General features: G+C 67.6%; 5 protein-coding genes and 2 pseudogenes. All 7 read left to right on the plus strand.

The genetic code is table 11. The annotated features are described in order from the left end of the window. Window positions 1-201, plus strand: a pseudogene (locus A5773_RS25415) (hypothetical protein); the annotation flags it as partial. Beyond that, window positions 198-1,828: pseudogene (locus A5773_RS05620) on the plus strand (glycosyltransferase family 87 protein); the annotation flags it as partial. The pseudogenes A5773_RS25415 and A5773_RS05620, both read left to right, overlap by 4 nt. Window positions 1,829-1,837: 9 nt before the next feature. After that, the gene (locus A5773_RS05625; protein WP_066951348.1) at window positions 1,838-2,479 is read left to right on the plus strand and encodes a DJ-1/PfpI family protein; all 642 of its coding nucleotides are present in this window, start codon (window positions 1,838-1,840) and stop codon (window positions 2,477-2,479) included. Window positions 2,480-2,623: 144 nt separating this feature from the next. After that, complete coding sequence (rpsF, locus tag A5773_RS05630) at window positions 2,624-2,914, plus strand: 30S ribosomal protein S6 (protein ID WP_061557737.1); 291 nt, start codon at window positions 2,624-2,626, stop codon at window positions 2,912-2,914. Window positions 2,915-3,026: 112 nt separating this feature from the next. After that, window positions 3,027-3,545, plus strand: coding sequence for a single-stranded DNA-binding protein (locus A5773_RS05635; RefSeq protein ID WP_066950853.1), 519 nt, complete (start codon window positions 3,027-3,029; stop codon window positions 3,543-3,545). A gap of 36 nt (window positions 3,546-3,581) precedes the next feature. Further along, on the plus strand, window positions 3,582-3,836 hold the full coding sequence (rpsR, locus tag A5773_RS05640; RefSeq protein WP_066950849.1) for a 30S ribosomal protein S18: 255 nt from the start codon (window positions 3,582-3,584) through the stop codon (window positions 3,834-3,836). A 31-nt stretch (window positions 3,837-3,867) separates the two neighbouring features. Continuing rightward, on the plus strand, window positions 3,868-4,326 hold the full coding sequence (gene rplI / locus A5773_RS05645; RefSeq protein ID WP_066950841.1) for a 50S ribosomal protein L9: 459 nt from the start codon (window positions 3,868-3,870) through the stop codon (window positions 4,324-4,326). Window positions 4,327-4,480: the final 154 nt, after the last annotated feature.

Genomic DNA, 4,480 nt, shown 5'->3' on the forward strand with positions numbered 1-4,480 from the left:
CCCCCGCCCCCACCGCCGCCCTCCGTGACGGTCATTCAGCCCACCGTCGAAGTGGCGCCCGGCATCACGATCCCGATCGGCCCGCCCACGACGGTCACTGTTGGGCCGGCACCGCCGGGCGGCGGCCCCGGTGGTCAAGAGCCGGGTGTGCCGCCGGGCGGCCCCCAAGCTCCCCCGCCGCCTGGCCAGCCGCCGCCGTGACCGAGGCTGAGCAACGCAGCACCGCCATTTCTCCGGAGCCGCTGGCCGGCGATCTGCGTAGCGTCGACAACCGCGACTGCCCGAGCCGCAACGACTCGTTGGGCGCCGCCCTGGCGGAAGCCGCCGGTGGGCCGGTGGGCAGACACGCGCTGATCGGGCGCGCCCGGGTGATGACGCCACTGCGGGTGATGTTCCTGATGGGACTGGTATTCCTGGCGCTCGGCTGGTCGACGAAGGCGGCCTGCCTGCAGAGCACCGGCACCGGCACCGGGGATCAGCGGGTAGCCAACTGGGAGAACCAACGCGCGTACTACGAGTTGTGCTACTCCGATACCGTTCCGCTATACGGCGCGGAGTTGTTGAGCCAGGGCAAGTTTCCGTACAAGTCGAGCTGGGTCGAGACCGACGGCAGCGGCACCCCGCAGACGCGCTACGACGGCCGGCCGGCGGTGCGCTACATGGAGTATCCGGTGCTGACCGGGATGTATCAGTACGTGTCGATGGCGCTGGCGAAAACTTATACCGCGCTGAGCAAGCTGGGTCCGCTGCCGGTGGTCGCCGAGGTGGTGATGTTCTTCAACGTCGCGGCGTTCGGTCTGGCGCTGGCCTGGCTCGGCACCGTCTGGGCGACCGCCGGGCTGGCAGGGCGCCGGATATGGGATGCGGCGCTGGTGGCCGCGTCGCCGCTGCTGATCTTCCAGATCTTTACCAATTTCGACGCGCTGGCAACGGCATTCGCGATGGCCGGGCTGCTGGCATGGGCGCGGCGCAAACCGGTGCTGGCCGGCGTGCTGATCGGATTGGGCGCCGCCGCCAAGCTGTATCCGTTGTTGTTCCTCGGTCCCATGGTGGTCCTGGCGATCCGGGCCGGGCGCTTTCGCGCTCTGGCTCGCACCGCGGGAACTACCGCGGTGACATGGCTGCTGGTGAACCTGCCGGTGTTGGTGCTGTTTCCGCGCGGGTGGTCGGAATTCTTCCGGCTCAACACCCGACGCGGCGACGACATGGATTCGCTCTATAACGTGGTGAAATCCTTCACCGGCTGGCACGGATTCGATGCCAAGCTGGGTTTTTGGGAGCCGCCCACCGTGCTGAACGCCGTGGTCACGGTGCTGTTCGCAATCGGTTGTGCGGCAATCGCATACGTCGTGCTGACCGCTCCGAAGCGGCCCCGGCTGGCGCAGCTGCTGTTTTTGGTGGTGGCGGTTTTTCTGTTGACCAACAAGGTGTGGAGCCCACAGTTCTCGCTCTGGCTGGTTCCGCTGGCGGTGCTGGCTTTGCCGCATCGCCGGATCCTGCTGGCGTGGATGACCATCGATGCGGTGGTGTGGGTGCCGCGGATGTACTACCTATATGGCAATCCAAACCGCTCGCTGCCGGAGCAGTTCTTCACCACGACGGTGTTGTTGCGCGACATCGCCGTGATCGGGTTGTGCGCGTTGGTTATCCGCCAGATCTACCGGCCCGACGAGGACTTGGTGCGCTGGAACGGCCGGGTGGATGACCCGTCGGGCGGGCCTTTCGACCGTGCGGCCGACGCCCCGCCCCGGTGGCTGCCGGACTGGCTACGACCGGCCGGCATGCGCCGCGCCACGGCGCCCGCGATCGAGTCGCCTGTGCCGGCCGGAGCGGCGCCTTGACTGTGGTCGCCGTCCCGCTGTTTCCCCGGGTGACCGCGCTCGACGCGGTGGGGCCCTACGAAGTGCTGCAACGCATCCCGTCGATCGAGGTGGTGTTCATCGGTCACCAACGCGGCGAGGTGCGGACGGAAAACGGGATGCTCGGGCTGAGCTGCGACGCGAGATTCGACGAGATCACCTCGCCGGACGTGGTGCTGTTCCCCGGCGGAATCGGCACGCGCCAGCTGATCCACGACGGCACCATCCGCGAATGGCTGCAAGCGGTGCACCCGACCACGACCTTCACCACGTCGGTGTGCACCGGTGCGCTGCTGTTGGCCGCCGCGGGCCTGCTTGACGGGCTCACCGCCACGACCCACTGGCGCGCCAGGGACCTGCTCAACCAGCTGGGCGCCCGGTACGTGCCGGACCGGGTTGTCGAGCACCTGCCGCAGCGGATCATCACCGCCGCGGGGGTGTCCAGCGGGATCGACATGGCCTTACGGCTGGTCGAGCTCCTGGTCGACCGCCAGGCCGCGCAGGCCGCTCAGCTGCTCATCGAATACGACCCGCAGCCGCCGTTCGATTCGGGCGCGCTGGCCAAGGCCGATCATGCGACGGTGGACCGGGCCACCGAATACTTGGACGCGCGGCAATAGCCGGATTGCCCGAGCGGGGGGATCCGTCGCGATTTTGGAGGCCAACCCACCCATCCGGTAGCCTGATGCGGTTGCCGACGCAGGCGACTCTCCTGCCACGGAACGACCGTGGCCGTACAGACCAGAGGAGGTGGTGAGGTTTCCATGCGTCCATACGAAATCATGGTCATTCTTGACCCCACGCTCGACGAGCGCACTGTTGCTCCATCCTTGGAGACGTTCCTTAACGTCGTCCGTAAGGACGGCGGATCCGTCGACAAGGTCGACATCTGGGGCAAGCGCCGGCTGGCCTACGAGATCGCCAAGCACGCCGAAGGCATCTATGTCGTCGTCGACCTGAAGGCGGAGCCGGCGACGGTCTCCGAGCTCGACCGCCAGCTGAGCCTCAACGAGTCGGTCTTGCGCACCAAGGTGATGCGCACCGACAAGCACTAACACCCGTGGCCGAGTCGTGGGCCCACCGTCGGTGGACTTGCGTAGGCTCAGCCAGGACACGTGCCATTTACCGTCGGAGAAGCGAGTAGCAGGGCGGAACGAGGAGGAAATTGTGGCTGGTGACACCACTATCACCGTTGTCGGAAACCTGACCGCCGACCCCGAACTGCGGTTCACCCCGTCCGGTGCCGCCGTCGCGAATTTCACCGTGGCGTCCACGCCCCGGATCTTTGACCGCCAGAGTTCGGAATGGAAAGACGGTGAGGCGCTGTTCTTGCGGTGCAACATCTGGCGCGAGGCTGCCGAGAACGTCGCCGAGAGCCTCACCCGTGGCTCACGGGTGATCGTCACCGGCCGACTCAAGCAGCGGTCCTTCGAGACGCGCGAAGGCGAGAAGCGCACCGTCTTCGAGGTCGAGGTCGACGAGATCGGGCCCTCGCTGCGGTATGCCACGGCCAAGGTCAACAAGGCCAGTCGCAGCGGCGGCGGTGGCGGTGGTGGCGGCTTCGGCGGTGGCGGCGGATCCCGTCAGGGATCGGCGCCGGCGAGCAGCGCACCCGCCGACGACCCGTGGGGCAGCGCCCCGGCATCCGGGTCCTTCGGCGGCGGCGACGACGAACCGCCGTTCTAAGAACTTCAACAGTAAGAAACGGAAAGAAAGACAGTCATGGCTAAGTCCAGCAAGCGGCGTCCGGCTCCGGAAAAGCCGGTCAAGACGCGGAAGTGTGTCTTCTGCTCGAAAAAGGGGCAAGCGATCGATTACAAGGACACCGCATTGCTGCGCACCTATATCAGTGAGCGCGGCAAGATCCGGGCGCGGCGCGTCACCGGCAACTGCGTGCAGCACCAGCGTGACATCGCGATCGCGGTCAAGAATGCCCGCGAGGTGGCTTTGCTGCCCTTCACGTCCTCGGCGCGATAACCGCCGAACCCGAAGCGAAAGTACGAACACGATGAAGCTGATTCTGACGGCCGACGTCGACCACCTCGGTACCGTCGGCGACACGGTCGAGGTCAAGGACGGCTATGGCCGCAACTTCCTGCTCCCGCGCGGTCTGGCGATCGTCGCCTCGCGCGGTGCGCAGAAGCAGGCCGACGAGATCCGCCGCTCCCGCGAAGGCAAGGCGGTCCGCGACCTCGGGCACGCCAACGAACTCAAGACCGCGATCGAGGCGCTGGGCCCCGTCCAACTGCCGGTCCGGACCGCGGCCGATTCCGGGAAGCTGTTCGGCTCGGTGACGTCCGGTGACGTCGTCGCGGCCATCAAGCAGGCCGGCGGACCCAACCTGGACAAACGAATCGTGCGGTTACCCAAGTCGCACATCAAGGCGGTCGGCACCCACCCGGTGTCGGTGCACCTGCATCCCGAGGTCAACGTCGAGATCGCCCTCGAAGTCGTCGCGGAGAGCTAAGCCTCCCACGTTTGCTCAGTCCCGGCGGCGGGGCGGGGAGGGCCCCCCCCGGGGGGCGGTGGGGTGGGGGCCCCCCCCGCGGGGGGGGGGGGGGGGGGGGGGGGGCGGCCGCCCAGGGCCGCAATGAGCCCGGGGGGGGGGGGAGATCGCGGCG

This window comes from Mycobacterium sp. 852014-52450_SCH5900713 (assembly GCF_001667075.1).
Classification (GTDB): domain Bacteria; phylum Actinomycetota; class Actinomycetes; order Mycobacteriales; family Mycobacteriaceae; genus Mycobacterium.